This window comes from Paenibacillus sp. A3M_27_13, assembly GCF_024213315.1.
GTDB lineage: Bacteria > Bacillota > Bacilli > Paenibacillales > Paenibacillaceae > Paenibacillus > Paenibacillus polymyxa_B.
Genome location: NZ_JANAVE010000003.1, coordinates 35,335 through 55,591, shown reverse-complemented (window position 1 = coordinate 55,591; position 20,257 = coordinate 35,335). Strand labels below are relative to the sequence as shown.

Here is a 20,257-nt window from a genome sequence, read left to right as displayed (position 1 = left end):
TCTATCTTAAATACGTCATTGGATTGCGTGGCGTATTATCTTTACGAATTTCAAAATGCAGATGCGTTCCGGTCGAGCGTCCTGTGTTCCCCATGACCCCAATCGACTCGCCTTGCTGAACCACCTGTCCTACATGAACGCCAATGCTGCTCAAATGCCCGTACACGGTTTGGTAGCCGTTGCCATGATCGATCATAATAACATTGCCGTATCCATTCTGCTGACCTGCAAATGATACCACGCCTTCATCTGATGCGTGAATGTCAGCACTACCGACCAAGTCCACACCCTCATGCATACGTCCCCAACGTGCGCCAAAGCTACTCGACATCGATGCGCCGGACACCGGCCAAGCGAACTGTCCTGAGCCTTCTCCCACGACCTTCGTTCCTCTGAGAACCACCTCAGTAACAGACGGCTGCAGCACCTTTTGACCGAGCCATTCCTCTTGCACGACCTCACCGTTCTCCTTGGTCAAACGATAGTCCATCTCTTTAAGACCTGCTTGTCCCGGTCTGACCACTTTGGTAACTCCTGCCTTCAGTTCATCGCTCTGGCGAATCTCAACCTCAGGCTCGATGGCAATCTGTTCGACGACCTTCTCTACTGTTCGGACCGTAACCGGAGCCTTCGGAGCAGTAAGCTTCAATTCGTCCCCAATTTGCAAATACAGCTCACGCGAGCCGGGATTGTTCTGCTTAATCTCCCAAGCGGTCATATTAAATTTAGTTGCAATCGACGACAAAGAATCGCCTTCTTGCACTGTATACGTGATAGGAGCCTCACGCCCCTCAGTCAACACTTTGACTGCTTCTGCCTCCGTCAGCACCTTGTTCGGGTCTGCTTTCACAGGCTCGTACGCGATTTTCTCACGGATACCGGCAGACTCCAGCCATGCTTTAGGGGTTTTAGTACTAGCACTCGCATGGCTGCTGCCCACGGATGTTTTGCGAACCAGCCCCTTGATACCTGTAGATGTACCCTCACCCACAGGTGTGTACTTCTTCTGTACTTGCTTTAAAGCCGCTTGTGCAGTCGCTTTGTCCTTTACAATGCCAACCGTCTGACCGTTGACCTTCACTTCTACCCCTTTGGCATACGCTGTCAGCATACCGTCCAGCTTCTTTAGCGTGGCCGCGCTGTCGATATCCGCCTTATATGCCTTCTCAATGCCTGTCGTTACCGCGCTCGTATTGAGCACCATATCGACGCCGGGATACTTGTCCTTATATTGTTTGCTCTTCGTTGCGTACAGCTGTTTAAGTTGTTGCTCATTCAAGATATTCCCGACCTCGACGCCTTTTACATACACTTTATAATAAGGAACTGTGTTAGCCCCGACATACTGATTACTCGCAAAAATAAGACTGCCTGCAATCACCACACCGCCTGCCGTCCAGCTCAACCATTTTCTCCGACCGCTCCACCACTTTGCTATTTTCCCCGCTTCCACAGCAGGCTTGTCTGCAACGTTTGAGTCTGCATTCCTGCTGTCTGGTGAATCCTGCTCCCTCAAAACCTTCATGACTCTCTCCTTTTCAGCATATCTTATCTCTATATAAATGCGTTCGTTATTGGTCTTTCACATTATGAACCTAGCCCGTATTCACAAGCATCTATGATATTAGTCGCTATCTACCATTGCATAGTTGCGTAAAAGGTTTCAAAAATTTAACCTTTTCACAACACTGTTTACTTTAACATAGCCTTTACAAAGAATTCAACTACACTCCAATTCCTTCCTGACACGCAAAAAAATCCGCGCATGGCGCGGATTCTATAGTCCTATTTTGAGCATAAACATTTCCCATGAATTCATCGTTTATTATTCAAGATTTTGCAAAATACTCATTTAAGCAAATCCATCAGCTTGTTATATTCCTCTTTGGTCAAATACTTCGCAAGCACCTGCTGAATATCCTGAAGCTCCTGCTCGGTGAGACCGCCTTCCATCGCAGCTGATATTTTCTGCATCTCCTCCGGCGGCAGCTTATTCATCAGAATCGCAAAAATTTCCTGCTTCTGTGCAGCCGGTAAGTTGTTCTTCTTCTCCGTCAAATGGTCGGGCGTAATCACTAAATCATGGCCTTCAATACTCGTTCCGGGTGTAGCTGTACCTTCTGCCTGCTTCCGTGACTCGTTGCCTGATGTTCCGGCCGACGTGGCCCCCTCCTGAGATACCTTGCCACTGGCTACGCCACCAGCCTCACTCCCGCTTTCTTCTAAGCCCTGTCCCATGACAGGCAACGCATCATCAGGCGGTGTTACACTTCCCGAGCCACTTCCCGTCGTCTTGTTCTTCCCCGTGTTTGTGCTTTGGTCCGTACCCGCACTGCCTTTTAGCCAACCCAATCCCCATATGGGCTGATGATCGAGCTGAATGTTAAACTGCCGCAGCAGCGATTGAACATAAGCATTAACGACTACACCTGTCACTGCCAGCGTTAGTGCGCTAACCAACACCACCGTCATTCCTTTTTTGAGCAGCCATCCAAGCCACCTCATATCCCGTTACCTCCTTATACGCATCCTGCCATGTGTGTATCATCATGAAGTGCATATAGATCAGTATTGACGAGATATGACGATTTTTAACCCATGGAATATGTAAAACTAGCACAATTCAATAGAAGATGCCACATTCTGATTGAATCAGCGCGTACGACGCACCCAGAAACGGAAAATGTCACTGCGGACATAATCCAGAGAATACAGCACCTGCCTGTTCATTTCATCATAGTGAAGCTGCTTCAATAGTAATACCGTAGCCTGCGGATGCTTCAGCAGACGTGTCATATGTGCGTCGTCATAGTTGGGAACGGTAAGCTCGGAATATGCTCCGACGATTCGCACCCCCGCCTTGAACTCAAGACTCTGAAAAAGCGAGCCTGAAAAAGAGTCATCTTCCAGAATGGGTCCGGCTAATTTCTCTGGCATCCAGTTTATAGAGTGGGCTACAGCCTCTCCGTTGGCAGTGCGTGTACGCTCTAGAGCAATCATGGGCTCATTCTCGGAAAATCTCATCTGTTCGGCAATATCAGGAGGGCAAACCGAAATTCTCTGAATGGATTCCAGCTGCTCGTCTTCCCGTAACCCTGCCGAACGAATCATGTCCCCGATGCTGTACAGGCGGTCCAGCGAGCTTGGAATACTCGGCAGCGGACAAGTAGCAAACGTGCCACTCCCGTGTTTTACTAGTAGCTTACCTTCCGATTCCAGTTGGCGAATAGCTCCCCTTAGCGTCGTACGCGAGACACGAAACGATTGGGAAAGTGCAGTTTCCGACGGCAGCCGATCCCCCGGACCCATTTGATTAACCTTCATATATTCTTCTATAAGCTGCTTTATGTTCTCTTGTTTTGTTGACACCGTCCGAAGCCCAGCCTTTCTATTGTGTTAAGCCATATAAATCGGATTCGTAAAAGCAATCATCATCACGCAGTCTTCCATGCAGCCGTAAAGCTCGGCTCTTATCCAGCCCTTTCCTAGCGGATCTTGCAATGACAGCGTATATTCTCCTGTGTGAGCAGGGACCTGGATCTCGGAGCATATTCCATGACTACTTGTCAGCAGAAGACGAAGATTCTGAGGCTTGAGGTTATAATGGGATGCTCTTGCTTCCACATCCAATTGAACCGTCACCGATAGTGAATCCTCTACAGTCAGCTCTATACATTCGCCGATGTGATAACGATTTTCTTTGCCCTTAATCTGTGCCCACATCGTCAGTAACGGTCCCATCGTAACTGACACTGAACCGTGGCGAATCGCATCAACTGCCCGACCTGCTAAACCTTCTCGCTCTTCTGCTTCATCATGAACACCCAAATACGTAACAGCCGGAAGCGCATCATCTGGTTTAGATACATGCCAGTCCCGACCGCTTACCGCAGTGATGCGATACCCCTGATTCAACAAATCGGTCCACATGGCAAACGCCCGCTGGCTATCCCGCTTAATAGATGGCATAAGCGTTGACCAGACCTCTATATAATCCACCTCATGCCAATCCTGAATCGTGTATTCCCAAAAGCACCCCGTGCAGATCGGACTTCCGATCCTGAACGGATGGGCAATCCCTGCAATGCCTCCCTGCTCATGCACCTGCCGAATCCCCTCATGGATGTCATCTGGTCCCAGCACACGCCAGTCGATAAAGCGGTCAACCCCAAGCGTCAGCATGTGCCCGTAAAAGGTCGTCCACTCCATCCCTGAAATGATGGGGAGACCGAACTGCCGCTGAACCCGTTCCTGATCCGCAAGTGCCGATTGCGTGTTGTGATCCGTCATAGCGATACATTCAAGCCCGAGATTGGCTGCACTTTGGGCCAGCTCCTCCAGTGTTTGCTTGCCGTCGCTGTGAAGCGTATGGGTGTGAAGCTCAGCTGGAATCCATTTAAGCATATGCTGCTTCCTCCCCCAATACATGAATTTGGTAGGCAAGCGTCTCGGTCACAACGGCATGCAGACTGACCGTAATCCGCCACATGCCTGGCGGATGATCTCCTGCAAGGAATCCGGGGGAAGCCGCAGACGAACCGAGCCAATGCTCCTGCTGCATCTCGGGACGGTGCGCATTTCCGCGGTGACGGAGAGGATCATCGACAGACAGCGTTAATAAATTTTGCAGCGGTATATACTTCTTCCATAGATCGGATGAATGCCCCGGCTCGTCGTATCCGTATTTGCTCATGCTTTCCTCAATGATTTCTCGTGCTTGCTCTTGATCCTCCAATAACTTGGGCGTGTAAGAGAAGTGAATACGGATCGTTTCAGTCGGCTGTGGAATATGAAAAGAGTACGTAATATGGCTCTGGGTGCAGGTTCTGTCGACCGTTCCTTCCACATACAGTAGTCTGCTCATGACTCCCCATCCTGGCTAGACGGTTCATCCACAACATGTCTCACCATATCATTCACAGTATGTACTTCATCACCCGACATGTCTTTGTCTGCCGCCCACAAAACACCCACGGGTTGAAGCCGCGTCAGCTCAATCACCCGGTCTGTACGAATACCTGGAAACTGCGGGAGATTATCTTCGTTTAACGTAAAAGCACACAGTCCGACCACTTCCATGCTGTCCGCACCGCCTTCCAGCAATACGGCTCTGATTTCAGCTATATCCTCAAGCACAGCCTCTCCAGACAGCTTGATCGTGGTGGAAAAGTGTGACTCTGCCCCCTCATAAGCGGCTCTAAAATCCCCGAGTCTCAGATCATGATGGCACGATGAATACCACTGCTCCGAGCCGTGAAGACGAAGCTGAACATCGACACAGGCATCCTCCTCACGCCGATTGAAGCCAGGCTTGAACCCTGGAGACAATTCTCTGCCTGAATCCCGCAAGGGACGTTTTGAAGTCTGGATAAACACATAGCTACGCTGGTGTGCAAGTGTAATGGAAGACGCTTGTGATGGCATTTCCAGCTCCTGCTGACGTTCCATCTCCCACCCAGTGACCTGATAGGCAAAAGGAAAACGGCTCATGACAGCCTCACGCGGCTCTTCCTCTGGTTTCCAATGGAAAGCAGGCGGCAGCATAAAACGATAGTCCGATGAAATGTCATCCTTAAAGTTTCCGTTGGTTGTTGCGGATTGGAGAACAGGATGCCCGCCCAGATCATAATTGCCATTAAACGCAGTCGTAATATGATGTGCCCCCTGGAAAACAGCTTCCAGAACATTGCCCCCTGCATCCAGCTCTACGCGGTACATCCATTCGATATCGGTGGTTCTTCCCCATTTGCTCATAAGCAGCGGCGCGGGCGTTCCCTCATCTTCATGGCTGAACATCATCTGGTATTCGATGACCGTCTTCCCCTCGTTCACTTCTATGGAATAGAACAAAACAAGCGGTGTATCTGTAAAGCGATTCTCATAGGGATGTGACAGATTGCGGCCATATAAAAGCGGGGTATGGCGATAAATCAGCGATCTTGGAGAGGAATCAGCCACGCAGCGCAGTTCAACCCCGTCGATCCATGCTCGAGATACAAGCGGAGCCGATTCCAGTTCGCGGAATTCGGCATAGACCTCATAATCGCCTTCTTTTAGATATCCCAACAAACGGGTGTACACTCCCTGACTGCTACCATAGTACAAAATGACATCTTGATTATAGGCTTCATTCAGGTAGAGACGTACGAAGGCAGATTCTCGATCTGTCGCAGCCCAGTCACTGTCTGATCTGGCGAACAGATCAAGCTCCGCGTATCCGTCTTCTGGCATGGAAAATGTAAACCGGAATCCGTTTCCCGGACTGAGCTCAACCTCCGCCTTGTGTAAGGCAATCCGATAACCGCAATCCAGCAGATCCTTTTCCCACACTCGCCCACTAAACCCGGTAATTTGCACCTCTGCTTGGCTGTTCATCCCTGTAACCTCCTTAGTGTATAACGGCGGTCTAGCTGGCATCCGCATCCTTCACCATTGTCCGAATATAAAAGTAGCCCATAAAAGAACACAGTAGAAACATAAACACTGCCATTGCGCTGGCCGTATGCGTCTCCTGATAGCTGGAAAACACCTGCTGCATCGCAACACCCAGCACTTGTGGTGAGTTGGCACCGATCAGGAAGGGAGCCGTAAAGCTTCCCATGATTCCCATGAAAATGAAGGTCACCGCAACCCACATCGTTTTGTAGGAAAGGGGTAAAATAAAGCGCCCAAACAGCTGCATCGTGCTGGCTCCGGCATCTCTGGCACTTTCGACGACAGCGTTTGGAATGCTGGCAAGTGCCGAGCTGAGCAGCATGGTTGCGAACGGAATGTTGAACCACAAATTAGCCAGCACCAGCCCTTTGTAGTCATAAATAATCCTCGGAATCGTCTCAATGCCAAGCGGCAGCAAAAGACGTGTAGCCCAACCGTGATTACCATACATAGTAATGATCGCATACGTTGCAATTACACCGGGAACAAACATCGGAATAAAATACAACCGACCTATCCACTTCACGACAACCCCTTTACCGAATCTCAGATAAACCGCCAAAGCATAGCTGATGACCAGAGTAAGGGCCGTCGAGACTAACGTGACATTAATGGTATACATGATATTTCTACGCATGGCAGGTTCCGTGAACAGCCGAATATAGTTGGCCAGACCGTAGCCCGTTCCATATTGATCAATCAAGCTTTCCTTTACGGCATAGAGAATCGGAATAATAACGACGACCAGCAAAATGAGAAAAGACGGGATGACCAGGGCAAGCCCCAGCATCCCCCTTTTGGACAATGAACTCATGATCAACCGCCCGCTACTTCACTTTGCCAGCGTTTGTAGATTTCCTGCTGAAGCTCTCCGCTGTTAAAGCTGCGGTATCCAGAAGATACACTGTTAAATTTCTCTTGCAGCTCCGTTGGCATCAGATTCCACTTAATCCCCGGATAGCCGTACATTTTATTAATAACCACCGTTTGCGCTTCGGGCGTCAGTATATAATTCAAGAATTCCTGAGTTGCTTCTTTTTTGGAGGAAAGCGAAGGAACCATCAGATAAGAGGGTCCACCTGTAAAGGCAGGGTCGATCTGTGTCAGCTTCACCGTGTCTGGAAGCAGCCCTTTAGCCAGTTGCTCGAGCGCCATATCAGACCAGGCTGGAACCATGTCAACCTCTCCACTTGCTAAAATATCAAGCGTGCCTTGGTTCTTCTTAGGATAGACTCCTTTTTGGTACATTGAAGGGCCCAGTTCCTTGAGCAGTGAGAAGCCTTGATCCCATTTCTTCATATTTGCCGGATCATCACTGTTCATCGCCTCTGGTGGAAGGAAATTATAGATAACCGTGTTCACAAACGAGCTGCCTGACCCACCAGTGGACGGATCATTATAGGCAAACTTACCCGGATGCTGACGAATCCACGTGTACAGCTCGTCGGCTGTTTTCGGAGGTGTTGCTACTTTTGCACTGTTATAGGCAAGGACAACCGAAGAGGCACGGTATGGAATGGCCTGATTGTTGACTTGCTTGAGATACGTTTCATCAACATTCTTCAAATTTGGAACCTTGGCAGCATCCACCGTTTCCCACAGTTTCTCGCCTACCCCTTTGGTGATGTCATCCAGACTGCCTTCGTACAGGTCGATATCTGTATCGGTTTGTCCGCTTTTCTTGGCTGCGATCAGACGATCCAGTGTAGATGCGCCTCCGGTCCCTGCTGGCAAATACACCAGTTTGACCTTAACGTGATCATTTTTAGCTTCAAAGTCCTTGATTAACGTTTCCCACAGCTCTTTGACGTTCAGGGACCCTCCAGTGTACAAGGAAATTTCCGTCGTTCCCGTAGCCGCTCCCGCTTTTGTAGACTTGGCTTCCCCTGTAGCCGTGGCGGCATTACCGCCGTTTCCACAGCCAGCCAACAACGATAAACTAAGTACCCCTGCCAAAACCAGACCCATATTCTTTTTCCCAAACACGTTGTTGCCTCCTTTAGATAGTTGCACAAGTTCGCAGCATCACCAGATGATGCGTTCGTGATGGACATTGATGCGATATAGAGGTTGATCGTGAATCTTCACTGTGCTGATGGAAAAGTAACAATTTTACTGAAGCTGAAGCTGATGTGCTCTCCACTGCGCAGCTCGGCCGCTCGTTCACGCGGCACAAACATTTTCAGATGATGGGTACCGCTATCCAGCGAAACTTCCGCATAATGCCCGAGAATCATCACTTGTCTGATCGTTCCGGCTAGAGAACCATTTTCTTCCGTCGTCAGAACAATATCCTCTGGTCTTACACCAACCATGGATTCACCTGTGTATTCATGCTCTTGTGCAAACGGTATTCCGCTCACAGAGACACTGCGACCTGTGCTCACCCCCTTTAATAAATTAATACGGCCAATAAAACCCGCTACAAAAAGTGACTGTGGCTTGTCATAAATCTCCTGCGGTGAAGAGAGCTGCTCAATTCGGCCCGCATTCATAACGACGATTCGGTCAGAAATAGACAGCGCCTCCTCCTGATCATGGGTGACGAACACCATCGTCATCCCTGTCTGGGTCTGGATATCGCGCAGCTCCTCTCTCATCTCCATGCGCAATTTGGCATCAAGCGCGGAAAAAGGCTCGTCCAGCAGCAATACATCAGGCTTTAGCAGCAAAGCCCGAGCGAGTGCTACCCGCTGCTGCTGACCGCCCGAGAGCTGTCCCGGCGTTTTACGCTCTGCGCTCTCTAGCCGAACCAGCGCTAGCGCTTCCTTCACCTGACGGTCAATTTCTGTCTTCTTCACCTTTCGAATCTTCAACCCGAAAGCCAGGTTGTCATACACGGTCATATGCGGCCACAAATTATAACTTTGGAACACCATAGCCGTCGGACGCTTTTCGGGCGGCAGTTTGAGTACGCTTTTACCCTGAATCTGAATGTCGCCACTGTCCGGGTCCAAAAAGCCGCCAATGGAGCGAAGCACGGTTGTTTTACCACAGCCGGAAGGTCCCAGCAGTGTCACCAGCTCTCCCTTCATCACGTCAAGTGAAATGCCTTTGACTCCGTCTCCTGTCTTGAAGCGCTTAGTTAACTCTTGAATGGATAATTGAATGGGCATTAGCTTAGGCTCCTTTTTCAGGATTTTGCAAACTCCTCTTTTGACCAATTACGTTATTTCACCTGAAATCCGCCTGCCAGTACATCCGCACTTACAAAACGCTTGGCTGCCAATAGCAGAATGATCGTTGGCAGGGTAAGAATGACAGAGAAAACAGCGCCCGTTGTGCTCGGATAATCAGCAATGATGGAATACATGATGACTGGCATTGTTTTATAGTCCGGTGTTCCGACAAGGAGTGTCCCCTGTGCTTCATCTAGTGAAGCAAGAAAGGTAAAGATGGAGGCGACCACAATGCCGGGCAGCGCCATAGGAAAGGTGATTTTCCAAAACACCCGAAATGGTCCGGCTCCGGCATCCCGCGCTGACTCCTCCTGTGCACGATGTACGCTGCGGAAGGCAGAGGAAGGAATCCAGGTCATATACATGAGCGTGTTTACCATATGGATAAGCACAATGCCTGCAAAGGTGTTCATCAACCCGAATTGGTAGAATAGTACGGCAATGGACACATACAAACCCATTTTCGGAAAAGCATGCGTAAGCAGGAATGAGAAAAGAAACCACTTACTGAGCGGGAAAGAAATTCGTGCAAAGGCATAAGCAGCAGGAATACATACGATAATGGAGCAGACCGTAACGGTAATCGCAATCAGGAAGGATAGGGAAATCGAGCTGAGTACATCATCCTGGGTAAGTACAAACTTCCACCATTCCAGTGACAAGCTCTGCGGGAGCGGTGCAGGATACTGCCATTTTCCCGAAACCGCCAAAAGGAGAAGATTGGTCAGAGGCCCTAGGAAAAAAATGACGAAAATGACAAGCACGATGAATTCCACAATTTTGCGTGTGCCGAGTGAGCGAAGATACCAGTTCATAATTCATCCCTCTCAAGACGTCTAGACGTCCGAATCTCTTTTCTATTTGGATTATAGAGAGGGTTTGTTATCACAAATCGACAAGGAAGATAAGATTATGTAAAGGGGAAGATACCATTTAACACTTCACAGAATAAAAAAAGAGAGAGGCTGCTAACAGCCTCTCTCTTTGAACGTGTATCAATAGCTATATCATTCTTGTCCTACAAATAAATCGGAAGCACCTGATTTGTTTGATCGCGATTACGCCCAACCGAGAAAATAGCAATTGGGATACCTGTCAGATCAGACACGCGTTGTACGTAATTGCGTGTAGTCTCAGGCAGTTCCTCCAGCGTTTTCACACCAGTGATGTCTTCGCTCCAACCTGGCATTTCTTCATATACCGCTTCGCATTCCGCCAGCATTTTTAGGCTAGCCGGATAATGCGTAATCACCTCACCGCGGTACTTGTAACCTGTACAAATTTTCACTGTTTTCAGGCCAGTCAATACATCCAGCGAGTTCAGGGAAAGACCCGTTAACCCACTGACACGACGGGCATGACGCACAACAACGCTGTCAAACCAGCCAACACGACGAGCACGACCTGTAACCGTACCGTACTCATGACCTGTTTCACGAATGTAATCGCCGACTTCATCGTTCAGCTCAGTTGGGAAGGGTCCATCACCTACACGAGTGGTGTACGATTTAGCCACACCGATGACTTGTTGAATCTTGGACGGGCCTACACCGGAACCAATACATACGCCGCCAGCCGACGGGTTGGAGGACGTAACGTACGGATACGTACCTTGGTCGATATCGAGCATAACGCCTTGCGCACCCTCGAACAGTACCTTTTGATTTGCGTCAATCGCATCATTCAACACGACAGACGTATCTCCTACATAAGGACGGATAAATTCAGCATACTCCAGATACTGTTTCAGTATTTCTTCTACGTCCAATGGCTCGCCGCCGTATACTTGTTCAATCACTTGATTTTTTTCTTTCGTTTGGTGGCGCAGCTTCTTTTCGAATTCCTCTGCATCCAGCAAATCAGCAATACGAATACCGTTACGTGCAGCTTTATCCATATAAGCAGGGCCGATCCCTTTACGGGTAGTACCAATTTTGTTAGGACCTTTGCGGTCTTCTTCCAGCACATCCAGCGTCATATGGTACGGCATAATCACATGTGCACGGTCACTAATGACCAGATTTTTTGTGGAAAAGCCATTATCATGAATGTAAGTAATTTCTTCAATAAGAGCGGCTGGATTTACTACCATGCCGTTGCCAATAACACACTTTTTATCTTCATAAAAAACGCCGGATGGAATCAGGCTCAGCTTGTACTTTTTACCGTCAATGAGAATCGTATGACCAGCATTGTTTCCGCCTTGGTAACGGGCCACCACTTCAGCGCTTTCCGCCAGATAGTCCGTGATTTTACCTTTGCCTTCGTCTCCCCATTGTGTTCCCACAACGACTACAGTTGACATGTTTCATTCCTCCGTGGAGTGCCCACAGACACTCTGATTTTGAGCTGACACACTACGCATATCCGACTTCAATCGCCTGAGCGAGCAGATATGGAGCGTTCTCGGACAGCAGGAAAAAACGTCCGTCGCAGACATTCCGTAGGTTCGGAAAGCCCCGGGCGTATTGTTCTCCCCACTGCGTTGAAGCAGCACTATAAGTGTAACAGCACCATTTTTTAAAGTCAAATAAAAAGCGAACATTATATTACATGAAAATAGTATTGTTCGTAATTGAGAGTTTCATTCCTTATATGAAAATACGTGAACCCTATAAAAAAGGACCCTTTCGAGATCGCGAAATCCGCGTCGAAAGAGCCTTTTCTTATGATACTAATATGTTATCCGGCGAACGCATCCGAATGGGCACGCTCGTAATTAGCGAATTTATTATAATTTTTGAGAAAGACCAATTCTACCGTACCGACCGGGCCGTTACGCTGCTTGGCAATGATAATCTCAATAATATTCTTCTTTTCTGTTTCCTGATTATAGTAATCATCCCGGTACAGAAACGCCACGATATCAGCATCCTGCTCGATAGAACCCGATTCCCGCAAGTCACTCATCATCGGCCGCTTGTCTTGACGCTGCTCCACACCCCGACTCAGCTGGGAGAGGGCAATTACAGGCACTTCAAGCTCACGGGCGATTTGCTTCAATGTCCGTGAAATTTCGGATACCTCCTGTTGCCGGTTCTCGCCTGCTTTGCCTCGTCCGTGAATAAGCTGCAAGTAGTCGATTACGATCATGCCAAGTCCCTTTTCCGTCTTGAGACGGCGGCACTTGGCACGGATATCAGCCACAGTGATGCCGGGCGTATCATCGATATAGATTTCCGCCTCTGACAAGGCTGCAATGCCCATCGTCAGCTTCGCCCAATCGTCGTCGCCTTTAAATTCACCTGTCCGCATGACGTTCGCGTCCAGATTGGCCTCGGCGCAAATCATCCGCTGCACGAGCTGAGCGGCCGACATCTCCAGACTGAAGATGGCTACTGTCTCTTTTGCCCGAACTGCAACGTTTTGCGCAATATTCAGAGCGAACGCTGTTTTACCTACGGATGGACGGGCGGCCACAATGATCAAGTCATTGCGCTGGAAACCCGCCGTCATCTTGTCCAAATCAACAAACCCGGACGGAATCCCGGTCGTATTGCCCTTGTTCTGATGCAGCAATTCAACGCGGTCAAACACTTCCATCACGACATCGCGGATGGCAATAAAGCCGCTACCTGAGCGCCCGTTGGATATCTCCATAATCTTGCGCTCAGCATCGCTCAGCATACCAGCGACATCTTCGCCACTGCTATAGCCTTCGCTCACAATCTGTGTAGCTGCACGAATCAAGCGACGAAGCATCGCTTTTTCTTCAATGATCTGGGCATAGTAATCCACGTTAGCCGCTGTTGGCACCCCGTGAGCCAGCTTCGCCAGATAACTGACACCGCCGATATCCTCTAGCTGTCCCTTGTCCTGAATTTTCGAGGTCAGCGTAACCAAGTCAATCGGCTGTCCGGATTCACCCAGCTCAATCATTGCTTCGTAAATCATCTGATGAGCCTTATCATAAAAGTCCTCGGTTTGCACCCGCTCCATTGCGGTAATCAGTGCTTCAGACTGGAGCAAAATAGACCCGATAACCGCCTGTTCAGCCTCCAGATTTTGCGGAGGAATCCGATCAAAAAATTCGCCGCCCATAATTATTCTTCAGTCACCTGTACTTTCAGCGTAGCTTTGACCTCAGGATGAAGCTTAACGGTCATTTGAGTCACGCCCAACGTACGAATCGGTTCTTCCAGCTCAATTTTGCGTTTGTCCAGCTTGATGCCAGTTTTAGCTACTGCCTCCGCGATTTGCTTGCTTGTAATCGCGCCGAACAGCCGTCCACCTTCACCAGCCTTCGCCTTGAGCTGAATCGTTGTCTCTTCCAGCTTTTTGCCGAGCGCTTGAGCCTCTTCCTTTTCCTCTTGCTTGCGCTTTTCCTCAGCAGCATTCTGATTTTCCAGCGTCTTCATATTTCCTTCTGTCGCTGGACGGGCAACACCACGCGGCAACAGGAAATTCGCTGCATAACCGTCCGACACTTCCTTAATTTGCCCCTTCTTGCCTTGGCCCTTCATATCTTTAATGAATATCACTTTCATTCAAATAACCCCTCTTCCCCATCAATTTCGGCCAGCACGTCGACCACTCTGCGCTTAGCTTCCTCCAGCGGGCAATCCAGCTGAACCGCCGCATTCGTCAGATGTCCTCCGCCGCCTAGCCGTTCCATGACGACCTGTACGTTCATGCGTCCGAGTGAACGGGCGCTGATCCCCACCAGGCCGTCAGGACGTTCACTGACCACAAAGGAGGCCAGTACATCCGTCATATTGAGTAATGAATCCGCCACCTGAGCAATCAGGAGCTGCGGTATTTTCTGTCCGGGCTCAGTTACCGCAATTGCGATATGCCCATATATCATTTTAGCATGCTTAATAATTTCCGCCTTAGCAATATATTCATCCAGGTCCTCTTTTAACATGCGCTGGATCATTACTGTATCTGCCCCACTACGCCGTAAAAAGCCGGCTGCCTCGAATGTACGCGAGCCTGTATGCAGGGAAAAATGCTTGGTATCCACCGTAATCCCCGCCAGCAGTGATGTTGCCTCCAGCGGTGTCAGTTGGACCTTCTCATGGATATATTGTAGCAGCTCGGTCACCAGCTCACAGGCCGATGACGCATATGGCTCCAAGTAGATCAGAACCGAATCGTTAATAAATTCCTCGCCCCGACGATGATGGTCGACAACCACCACCCGGCTGGCCGTTTGCACCAGACGCGGCTCAATCGTCATTGAGGCCTTATGCGTGTCCACCACGACCAGCAGACTGTGCTCAGTCATCAGCTGGAGCGACTGCTCTGGCGTCATGAGCGCTTGCGATAACTTCTCATCCTTGTTTACCTGCTCCATCATTCGGTCGATAGACGGATTGGATTTATCCAGTACGATATGTGCCTCTACATTGTAAAGTGCCGCAGCCTTCCACACACCGATGGCCGCTCCCAATGCATCCATGTCCGGTATTTTGTGTCCCATGATCAGGACGCGGTCGCTCTCCTGCATCAGGTCACGCAGCGCATGTGCAATGACTCGGGCACGCACCCTGGTACGCTTCTCGACAGCATTGGACTTGCCTCCATAAAAGGACAGGCGCTGTCCCGCCTTCACTGCTGCCTGATCGCCCCCACGTCCAAGCGCCATATCTAGACTGGATTGGGCCAGCTCGCCTAGCTCCTTGATGCTCTCTGCACCGAAGGACAAGCCAATACTCAGTGTCATTGGTACTTTTAAATCCGCCGTCATTTCCCTTACGGTATCCAGAATGACGAATCGACTTTGCTCCAGCTCCTGAAGCGCTTTATGATTTAGCATAATGAGATAACGCTCAGAAGATAATCGACGCAAATAAATATTGTACTGATTAGCCCAAGATGTAATCTCGCTTGACACCTTTGCAATAAGCGCGGTGCGTTGCTGATCGTCCATTCCCTGAGCAGCCTCGTCCATATTATCGAGCATGACGATACCGAGCGCCAACCGCTCGTTTTCATACTGCTTGCGTAGCACCGCCAACTCCGTGACTTCATACAAATATATCAGACGCTCATCGGGCACGATCAAAAACTGATAATGACGCTCATCATGCTGTAGCTCCACCTTCAGCTCACGAGCAGGCTCCTTTGTTTCCTTCTTGGTGCTTAGAGCACCTGCGAGTTGAGGAAACAAATCTTGAAGAGACTCACCAATCAGTGATTGCTCCTCGAACATCTCCCCGGCAAACCGATTGTGCCATTCTACCGTTCGATTTTCACTGTATAAAATGATGCCGAACGGCAATGCACTAATCGCTTCCCCTTCCACCCGCTTGATCCGGAAGGAAAGACCGCTGATATATTGATTCAGTTCCCGACGAAAATCCAATTCCGTCTTCAGCATCAGCCCGCCGAGCAAGAATGACAGCAGCAGTCCTATCACACCCAGTTCCCAGTTGTACATGGAAATACATATGACAAGCACCAGCAGCAGTAAAAACGCCCAGACCGTCTGATAGCCGTGCCAGCGTTTTTGTAGAAATTTAGGCATGACTGTTCACCCTATTTCTTTGATCTTGTAATAGCTTCACGCAGCGGAAAGGCCAAATCAATAATACCTATAATGCGGAGCGGCTGGAACACCAGAACGACGAGCGACAGCAGCAACGCAATCACCGGGCTCATTTTACGGCTATGCGTCCAGAAGTATACAAAACCAATCGTCTGGATAATAAAACATGCATGAATCAGCGGTAGCATACTAATGGAAACCATTTGAATCCAGCTGCTATCGGAAGACCCTGCTATCCATTCAATTACAATTGCCAGCAGATAATACCAGATCAGCGCGCGCGGTAGCCTCCACTCGCGAGCAGGCTTCATTTTGCGTACCGGTACATCGAGACTGCTCAATGCCGGACGTGCCAAAGCATGCGTAATCACCGCCAATATGAACGAGGTCATGATCAGCACATACGGAATTTTTCCAATCAGCATTGTACTGAGTTTCTGCGTATCCTCCGCTGTCCAATTCATGTTCGAAAACATCGGATTAGCACTCAAAACCTGCTGTACTATACTTGCCGATATCGCGGCCTGATCACGAAGGTACTGCGAAAGATCAAACCCAAAAGAATACGTAGCGATAAACAGAACAACCAACAACTCGGCTAAAATAATGCCCATTCCGGTCATCAACGCCTGAAAAGCAGATCCTCCCTTTTTATAAATCCGTCCCATCATTATTGAAGGAATCAGAAAATAAATCGCAGGGAGCAGCGAATACACATCGAGTAGCGCTATAATTAACAGCACCGGTATGACGTGGACCAGAAATCCTTTGAAAGGCAGCGATGAAAACAATACAGCGCCAGGCACAATCAGCAAAAATACGGTAATGATTCTTAATGGTGTCAATAGAGTCAGCAGCAGAAGCAAATAAATGACGCTCCATGCTACAGTTGCCAAGCGGAATTTCAACGTTTTCACCTCTTACGCATATGTTCTTCCAGTGCGGAAATGTCCTGATACCAATCCTCCAGCTGGTGTCCTTCTTTTCTGTGCTTTCTTAGCTTGTCGATGAGTAGATCATCCAATTCACGGTAAGACACTCCAAGGCGCCTCCCCAAAATATAACTGCTCATCACCAAACTCGCCAAACAATCACCAATGCGGGCTGTACTGCCTTCCCACATCGCCTTAAACAGACGGGAGACTTGGTCAAGCACCTCTGTTTTAAGCCATTCAATAACCTTGGCTCGTTTAACTACATCCATTTCTTTAGGCATATGATGAAGAGTCACACCCCTCTGAAAAAGCTTTATTCTCCATTATAGCATATCCTATTCTGAAAATAACTGTTACCCCATAAGGTAAATCGTTATTTTCGGACCAGCTTTGCTGCTTATTTTAGCTTGAAGTATTAAGCGATTCCCTGGACACAAATTTTTCACAATACTCAATAATCTGGCTGCGACGTACAATGCCAATAAACCGTTCCATATCATCTACGACGGGCACAAAATTCTGTACCTTCGCCAAATTAATTAAATCCTCCATGTTCGCGTCAATGGATACGGGCTTCATCGTAACCCGCAACGGAACGTCCTTAAGCATAAACTTAGAAGCGTTTTCAAAGGTGATTTTCCCCTCGGACTCTTTCATATGCCACAACAGATCACCTTCTGTAACTGTACCTGTATATCTACCTTCTTTATCCAAAATAGGAACCGCTGTAAAACGGTGATATTCCATCCGTTCCAACGTTTGCCGTAAAGTAGCATCCGCCGTTACACAAGCAACTTCCTGTTTGGGAAGCAAGAAAAAAGCGATGTTCATGAGAAACGAATCCCCCTCAAAATCAAATATAAATCAATTGATTATTCACTGAATGTCCTGCTTGTCGGGAAGCCTCAGCGTCTGCGGGGTTGTATCGGAATCTAGCCAGTTCGCAATCATAAGTCTGGCATATTCAAGTTCCTGTTCATTAGCCCGGTCATAATACAGGCCCTTCTTCTTGAACCCTTCCCCCGTAATCGTAAAACTTGAAATTTGTGGATTCCCCTGCGAAATAGCCTGCTTGCCAAGCCCAGTAATAAAAGTAGGTTCCATATCGGTTTTGAAATTGGCTCCCATAATATCGAGCAGCTCCGGGACTTTGGTAATTCCGTTGATATTCAGCAGCTTATCGGCCATAGCGTTCAAGAAAATTTGCTGCCGTTTTGTACGGTTGAAGTCGCTATCTTCCCGATATCTAACATAATACATGGCTTCCTCACCATTATAAAGCGGCTTGCCCGCCTCAATACGGAACTTGATATGCAGCGGATTCTTATTCTCAATGGGCTTGTCGATGGGAAGCACAACTCCACCCACTGCGTTCACCGCCTCCTGAATACCCTGGAAATTAATCGTAGCATAATAATCGGCCTTATGCTCCATCAACTTCTCTACTGTAGCCATGGACATATCTGCGCCTCCGAACGCATAAGCATGCCCCAACTTATCAAAATCATCCTCGCCATCGCGATTCGGATCATGTCCGACAATCTGTACGTACGTATCCCTTGGAATGGAAATCAAAAGCACACGCGATTCTGCGGGCCGTACTACTGCATACATAACCGTATCCGAACGACCACGCGCCTTTTCATTTGGCCTTTCATCTGTACCCAGTAACAGCACCGAAAAGGGCTCCTTACGGTAAGCTACTGTCTCTTGCTGCTGCTGTTCACCGGATTGTCGCGGCTGATAGGATTTCTCCAGCTTGCTCTCCAACGTCGGTGATACAAACCAATCAAAAGCCACCAGTGTCAGCTGTTTGCGGAATAGGTAGCCTCCCACTGCAATCAAAAATAAAACAATACATGAAATATATAGAGCGGTAAACCTCTTTTTCTTTTTGGGCTTTCCACTGGTCCTTCTCTTATGTCTTCTCTCCATAACAGGTACCTTCCTTCTTTCCGTCACAAATCCCATCTCTTCATTAAACCGAATTGGTCCCACATGAAGCGAAAACTTCCCCTCAAAGCATAAAAGGTCTGCTACCCTGTTGTCAAAAGTATCATGGCGTGGTCAGCTTCTCAAATTCATGCCAAAAAAGGCTTCGACCTCACGGTCAAAGCCCCAATTCATGTTTATATTCGTATCCTATGTAGCTTTCAAAATCATTTTCCCCCTTAATGCGGGGCCAGTTTCACCAAATTTTGCAGTCGCACCGGGAAAGAAGTCGACAGGGCAAAACCATAATCGAACAACCTCCGTGTCTGCTCAAAACGCTCCTCCTTGCTCGGTGCACCCAGCACCACAGCAACTAGCCGTCTTCCATGCTGCTCAGCTGTACCCGTGAAGCAGTATCCAGCATCGCTTGTGTATCCTGCTTTCAGTCCGTCCGTTCCCGCGTAAGAGTACGGTCCAGCCAAGGAAGGCAGCATCCAGTTCGTATTACTAATGTAGATGCCTTTATCCTTCAACTCCATCTGCGTACGGCTGGACGTTCTCAAAATCTCCGGGTGTGACGTAATCAAATAGGAGGCCAACTTCGCCGTGTCGCTTGCTGTCATTTTCGTTTCTCCCCGAATATCCTCAGGGTGATTCGGCCCCAATTCACTCTGCCCTGCTCCAGAGGCATTGCTGAAGCGACTATCGGATGACAACCCGATTTGGGCAGCTTTTCCATTCATACGCTTCACAAAAGCTGATTCATTCCCTGCTGAACGCTCCGCTAACGCGACAGCGGCATCATTCGCTGAATACACAACCATACTCTGGAACAATTCGGATACGGTCATCCTTTCACCATACCGGAGGGACAAATTCACACCGCCCACCGTACTCGCGTAACGGCTAATTCGCACTTCATCATTCCAGCCTAACCGTCCGGCCCGAATATCCTCCAGCACCAATAGCTCAGTCATGAGCTTGGACATATTTGCGGAAGGCATAGGCGTATCGCCGTTCACATCCATCAGTAATTCCCCAGTATGCATGTCCATCAGCACCGCAGCCTCTGCATCCACATTCGGCTTTCCGATCAACAGGCGGGGTCCAAGCGTAATAAAAATCAATATAATAAGTACCGGGACGACAATAGCCCAACGTAACCAATGTTTTTTCATCATCGTAATAACCTCCATACTTTATTAGACGATGAAAAATCCATTTTGTCTGCAATTTTTCGAAAAAAAGATACAATTTTTTTACCTTTTGTATTCCACGCCAAA

19 protein-coding genes are annotated in these 20,257 nt (G+C 48.6%); all 19 read right to left on the bottom strand.

The genetic code is table 11. From position 1 onward, the window contains the following. Position 1: 1 nt before the first annotated feature. Entirely contained in the window at positions 2-1,525 is a 1,524-nt protein-coding gene (locus NLX82_RS13200; protein WP_023991125.1) for a M23 family metallopeptidase, read from the bottom strand. Positions 1,526-1,848: 323 nt separating this feature from the next. After that, complete coding sequence (locus NLX82_RS13195) at positions 1,849-2,505, bottom strand: hypothetical protein (RefSeq protein WP_068939296.1); 657 nt, start codon at positions 2,503-2,505, stop codon at positions 1,849-1,851. Between the two features lie 147 nt (positions 2,506-2,652). Further along, on the bottom strand, positions 2,653-3,369 hold the full coding sequence (locus NLX82_RS27745) for a GntR family transcriptional regulator (RefSeq protein WP_254348238.1): 717 nt from the start codon (positions 3,367-3,369) through the stop codon (positions 2,653-2,655). Between the two features lie 27 nt (positions 3,370-3,396). Then, positions 3,397-4,404 (bottom strand): CehA/McbA family metallohydrolase, encoded by a 1,008-nt coding sequence (locus tag NLX82_RS13185; RefSeq protein WP_076295145.1) that lies wholly within the window; start codon positions 4,402-4,404, stop codon positions 3,397-3,399. After that, on the bottom strand, positions 4,397-4,864 hold the full coding sequence (locus NLX82_RS13180; protein ID WP_076295144.1) for a hypothetical protein: 468 nt from the start codon (positions 4,862-4,864) through the stop codon (positions 4,397-4,399). The genes NLX82_RS13185 and NLX82_RS13180 overlap by 8 nt, the downstream gene beginning before the upstream one ends. Beyond that, positions 4,861-6,375 (bottom strand): hypothetical protein, encoded by a 1,515-nt coding sequence (locus tag NLX82_RS13175; protein WP_076295143.1) that lies wholly within the window; start codon positions 6,373-6,375, stop codon positions 4,861-4,863. Before NLX82_RS13175 ends, NLX82_RS13180 begins: the two co-directional genes overlap by 4 nt. A 31-nt stretch (positions 6,376-6,406) precedes the next feature. After that, positions 6,407-7,249, bottom strand: a complete 843-nt coding sequence (locus tag NLX82_RS13170; RefSeq protein ID WP_076295142.1) for an ABC transporter permease — start codon at positions 7,247-7,249, stop codon at positions 6,407-6,409. Between the two features lie 2 nt (positions 7,250-7,251). Next, complete coding sequence (locus NLX82_RS13165) at positions 7,252-8,421, bottom strand: extracellular solute-binding protein (protein ID WP_025723151.1); 1,170 nt, start codon at positions 8,419-8,421, stop codon at positions 7,252-7,254. A gap of 98 nt (positions 8,422-8,519) precedes the next feature. Next, positions 8,520-9,551 carry an ABC transporter ATP-binding protein gene (locus NLX82_RS13160; RefSeq protein ID WP_034095133.1) on the bottom strand — a complete coding sequence of 344 codons (1,032 nt, stop codon included), beginning with the start codon at positions 9,549-9,551 and terminating at the stop codon, positions 8,520-8,522. Between the two features lie 53 nt (positions 9,552-9,604). Continuing rightward, on the bottom strand, positions 9,605-10,429 hold the full coding sequence (locus NLX82_RS13155) for an ABC transporter permease (RefSeq protein ID WP_023991134.1): 825 nt from the start codon (positions 10,427-10,429) through the stop codon (positions 9,605-9,607). 203 nt (positions 10,430-10,632) lie between these two features. After that, positions 10,633-11,919, bottom strand: a complete 1,287-nt coding sequence (locus NLX82_RS13150; RefSeq protein ID WP_025723148.1) for an adenylosuccinate synthase — start codon at positions 11,917-11,919, stop codon at positions 10,633-10,635. 377 nt (positions 11,920-12,296) lie between these two features. Further along, positions 12,297-13,655: a replicative DNA helicase gene (dnaB, locus tag NLX82_RS13145; protein ID WP_023991136.1), complete on the bottom strand. Its 1,359-nt coding sequence runs from the start codon at positions 13,653-13,655 to the stop codon at positions 12,297-12,299. A 2-nt stretch (positions 13,656-13,657) separates the two neighbouring features. Then, on the bottom strand, positions 13,658-14,101 hold the full coding sequence (gene rplI, locus NLX82_RS13140; protein ID WP_023991137.1) for a 50S ribosomal protein L9: 444 nt from the start codon (positions 14,099-14,101) through the stop codon (positions 13,658-13,660). Continuing rightward, entirely contained in the window at positions 14,098-16,086 is a 1,989-nt protein-coding gene (locus tag NLX82_RS13135) for a DHH family phosphoesterase (RefSeq protein ID WP_053326510.1), read from the bottom strand. Before NLX82_RS13135 ends, rplI begins: the two co-directional genes overlap by 4 nt. Before the next feature lie 11 nt (positions 16,087-16,097). Next, complete coding sequence (locus tag NLX82_RS13130) at positions 16,098-17,015, bottom strand: DUF2232 domain-containing protein (protein ID WP_302055827.1); 918 nt, start codon at positions 17,013-17,015, stop codon at positions 16,098-16,100. A 5-nt stretch (positions 17,016-17,020) separates the two neighbouring features. After that, positions 17,021-17,323, bottom strand: coding sequence for a MazG-like family protein (locus tag NLX82_RS13125; RefSeq protein ID WP_013312791.1), 303 nt, complete (start codon positions 17,321-17,323; stop codon positions 17,021-17,023). Positions 17,324-17,444: 121 nt separating this feature from the next. Beyond that, complete coding sequence (locus NLX82_RS13120) at positions 17,445-17,873, bottom strand: CBS domain-containing protein (RefSeq protein ID WP_013312792.1); 429 nt, start codon at positions 17,871-17,873, stop codon at positions 17,445-17,447. A gap of 45 nt (positions 17,874-17,918) precedes the next feature. Then, on the bottom strand, positions 17,919-18,977 hold the full coding sequence (locus NLX82_RS13115) for an LCP family protein (RefSeq protein ID WP_254348234.1): 1,059 nt from the start codon (positions 18,975-18,977) through the stop codon (positions 17,919-17,921). A 236-nt stretch (positions 18,978-19,213) separates the two neighbouring features. After that, positions 19,214-20,155, bottom strand: a complete 942-nt coding sequence (locus NLX82_RS13110) for a D-alanyl-D-alanine carboxypeptidase family protein (protein ID WP_023991141.1) — start codon at positions 20,153-20,155, stop codon at positions 19,214-19,216. Positions 20,156-20,257: the final 102 nt, after the last annotated feature.

What these genes read in the sequence shown, in the direction of transcription:
- NLX82_RS13200 (WP_023991125.1), bottom strand. Translation starts at nt 1,525, where the DNA reads ATGAAGGTTTTGAGGGAGCAGGATTCACCAGACAGCAGGAATGCAGAC.
- NLX82_RS13195 (WP_068939296.1), bottom strand. Translation starts at nt 2,505, where the DNA reads ATGAGGTGGCTTGGATGGCTGCTCAAAAAAGGAATGACGGTGGTGTTG.
- NLX82_RS13185 (WP_076295145.1), bottom strand. Translation starts at nt 4,404, where the DNA reads ATGCTTAAATGGATTCCAGCTGAGCTTCACACCCATACGCTTCACAGC.
- NLX82_RS13180 (WP_076295144.1), bottom strand. Translation starts at nt 4,864, where the DNA reads ATGAGCAGACTACTGTATGTGGAAGGAACGGTCGACAGAACCTGCACC.
- NLX82_RS13175 (WP_076295143.1), bottom strand. Translation starts at nt 6,375, where the DNA reads ATGAACAGCCAAGCAGAGGTGCAAATTACCGGGTTTAGTGGGCGAGTG.
- NLX82_RS13170 (WP_076295142.1), bottom strand. Translation starts at nt 7,249, where the DNA reads ATGAGTTCATTGTCCAAAAGGGGGATGCTGGGGCTTGCCCTGGTCATC.
- NLX82_RS13160 (WP_034095133.1), bottom strand. Translation starts at nt 9,551, where the DNA reads ATGCCCATTCAATTATCCATTCAAGAGTTAACTAAGCGCTTCAAGACA.
- NLX82_RS13155 (WP_023991134.1), bottom strand. Translation starts at nt 10,429, where the DNA reads ATGAACTGGTATCTTCGCTCACTCGGCACACGCAAAATTGTGGAATTC.
- NLX82_RS13150 (WP_025723148.1), bottom strand. Translation starts at nt 11,919, where the DNA reads ATGTCAACTGTAGTCGTTGTGGGAACACAATGGGGAGACGAAGGCAAA.
- dnaB (WP_023991136.1), bottom strand. Translation starts at nt 13,655, where the DNA reads ATGGGCGGCGAATTTTTTGATCGGATTCCTCCGCAAAATCTGGAGGCT.
- rplI (WP_023991137.1), bottom strand. Translation starts at nt 14,101, where the DNA reads ATGAAAGTGATATTCATTAAAGATATGAAGGGCCAAGGCAAGAAGGGG.
- NLX82_RS13135 (WP_053326510.1), bottom strand. Translation starts at nt 16,086, where the DNA reads ATGCCTAAATTTCTACAAAAACGCTGGCACGGCTATCAGACGGTCTGG.
- NLX82_RS13125 (WP_013312791.1), bottom strand. Translation starts at nt 17,323, where the DNA reads ATGCCTAAAGAAATGGATGTAGTTAAACGAGCCAAGGTTATTGAATGG.
- NLX82_RS13120 (WP_013312792.1), bottom strand. Translation starts at nt 17,873, where the DNA reads ATGAACATCGCTTTTTTCTTGCTTCCCAAACAGGAAGTTGCTTGTGTA.
- NLX82_RS13115 (WP_254348234.1), bottom strand. Translation starts at nt 18,977, where the DNA reads ATGGAGAGAAGACATAAGAGAAGGACCAGTGGAAAGCCCAAAAAGAAA.
- NLX82_RS13110 (WP_023991141.1), bottom strand. Translation starts at nt 20,155, where the DNA reads ATGATGAAAAAACATTGGTTACGTTGGGCTATTGTCGTCCCGGTACTT.